The following is a 1874-nucleotide window of genomic DNA, read 5'->3' as shown; positions in this document are numbered from 1 at the left end:
AAAGAACTTATCTCAGAAATCAAGGACTATGCTAAGTATTTAAAAATATTTTTAAACTAAATTTTACATCAAGAGAAATATACAAAAAAAGAGTTTTCAATAATAAAGAAAAACCAAACAACGATAATTTAAAAAAACAATTTTTTATAACAAACTTTTTGATACAGGGGTTTAAATGCTATTTGCCATTTTTTTTGGATTGTTTGTTGGCATTTTGTTCTTTGGAGGCTATTTGATAGGATTTTATATTTATTCTTTTACTATCTTAACTATCTTTGCTTTATTAAATTATTTCATAAGACTCAATATAAAAGAGTTTTTAAAATCTTATTTTTTAACATTTTTTATTATTTTTCTTATTACCATCATCATAGGATTTTATGTAACTTATGGTGTTGATAATGTGGAACATTTTGTGCCTTTCATGAACTCTCCAGAAGTTGAGAAACTTTCACTAGATGAGTATCGTATATATATTTGCATGGATTTTTTATCTTGTTTAATCTTTGTTTTGGTATTTTTAACGCTTTTCATAATCTTATGTTTATTGCAAGCTTATTTTTTTAAATGCTATAGCACAGGAGAAAAACGTAAAAAAATAAGTTGGTTAATAGGGTTTATTTGCAATATATCACTTATTGCTTCATGTATTACTATCATATTTGAAGATATTAACATGAAAAAACTATTTTAAACTTAAAAATTTATACTAGATTTTAAACTTTATGGCAAAGATTCTTTTTAAAAGATAAAAATAAAAGCATAGCGATAAGCCGAGTTCTGTCTAGAATGCTCATTTATCTAGTTTTGTTTTTGCAAACAAAATCAAGCGAAGGGTTAAAATAAAGACTAAAACCATCCCTTCTTGCTGCACATTGGGTTTACATAGCCGAAATTGTTACCAAAATCGCTGGTGGGCTCTTACTCCACCGTTTCACCTTTTCCATAAAAATATGGTAGTTTGCTTTCTGTTGCACTGTCCCTTAGGTTTCCCTAGCCATCCGTTAGATGGAATGTTTGTCTTTTGCAGCTCGGACTTTCCTCTTCTTAAATAGAAGCGAGCATTTGCTATGCTTTGCTCCAAATTTTAACGCAAAAATACTTAAATTTAATTGCGATATCAAACATTTTTTGCTAAAATTATATTTTATTTTAATATAAAAGGAATGTTATGGCATCTTATTCAATGGGTGATTTAAAAAAGGGATTAAAAATAGAAATTGATGGAATTCCTTTTAAAATAGTAGAATATCAACATGTAAAACCAGGAAAAGGTCCTGCTTTTGTTCGTATTAAAATTAAATCTTTTATTGATGGAAAAGTTCTTGAAAAAACTTTTCACGCTGGAGATAAATGTGAGGCTCCAAATTTAGAAGATAAAACCATGCAGTATCTTTATGATGATGGAGAAAATTGTCAATTTATGGATACAGAAACTTATGAACAAGTTGCAATTAGCGATGAGGATGTAGGTGAAGCTAAAAAATGGATGCTTGATGGTATGATGGTAAATGTTCTTTTTCATAATGGTAAAGCTATCGGTGTAGAAGTGCCTCAAGTAGTTGAACTTAAAATCGTAGAAACCGCTCCTAACTTTAAAGGAGATACTCAAGGTTCAAATAAAAAACCTGCTACACTTGAAACAGGGGCTGTAGTGCAAATTCCTTTTCACGTTTTAGAAGGTGAAGTGATTCGTGTAGATACAGTTCGTGGTGAATATATAGAAAAAGCAAATAAATAATTTTTTTAAGGTGTCATCTATAAAGACACCTTAAAATACCTGCCCAAAAATTTAACTTTCCTTTTATTTTCTTAATTTCTATATTTGGAGAAAAATAATGGATTGGTTATTACTTGCTTCTATCCCTTTGATT

2 protein-coding genes and 1 other RNA gene are annotated in these 1874 nt (G+C 28.8%); 2 read left to right on the top strand and 1 reads right to left on the bottom strand.

Translation table 11 applies throughout. The annotated features are described in order from the left end of the window. The first annotated feature begins 175 nt into the window (after positions 1 to 175). Positions 176 to 694 carry a hypothetical protein gene (locus tag H2279_RS08395; RefSeq protein ID WP_337196261.1) on the top strand — a complete coding sequence of 173 codons (519 nt, stop codon included), beginning with the start codon at positions 176 to 178 and terminating at the stop codon, positions 692 to 694. 59 nt (positions 695 to 753) lie between these two features. On the opposite strand, the gene rnpB is transcribed toward H2279_RS08395, so the two are convergent. Beyond that, positions 754 to 1077: RNase P RNA component class A (rnpB, locus tag H2279_RS08390), an RNA gene on the bottom strand. A gap of 94 nt (positions 1078 to 1171) precedes the next feature. Here rnpB and efp point away from each other — a divergent pair. Beyond that, the gene (gene efp, locus H2279_RS08385; protein WP_137624099.1) at positions 1172 to 1741 is read left to right on the top strand and encodes an elongation factor P; all 570 of its coding nucleotides are present in this window, start codon (positions 1172 to 1174) and stop codon (positions 1739 to 1741) included. Positions 1742 to 1874: the final 133 nt, after the last annotated feature.

The sequence above is a fragment of the Campylobacter sp. B0100352/1 genome (assembly GCF_020135855.1).
GTDB lineage: Bacteria > Campylobacterota > Campylobacteria > Campylobacterales > Campylobacteraceae > Campylobacter_D > Campylobacter_D taeniopygiae.
The sequence above is the reverse complement of the archived record's forward strand: the minus strand, read 5'-3'. Positions and strand labels throughout refer to the sequence as shown.

Bases quoted from the DNA above. Each gene is read 5' to 3' on its own strand.
- H2279_RS08395 (WP_337196261.1), top strand. From the start codon at position 176: ATGCTATTTGCCATTTTTTTTGGATTGTTTGTTGGCATTTTGTTCTTT.
- efp (WP_137624099.1), top strand. From the start codon at position 1,172: ATGGCATCTTATTCAATGGGTGATTTAAAAAAGGGATTAAAAATAGAA.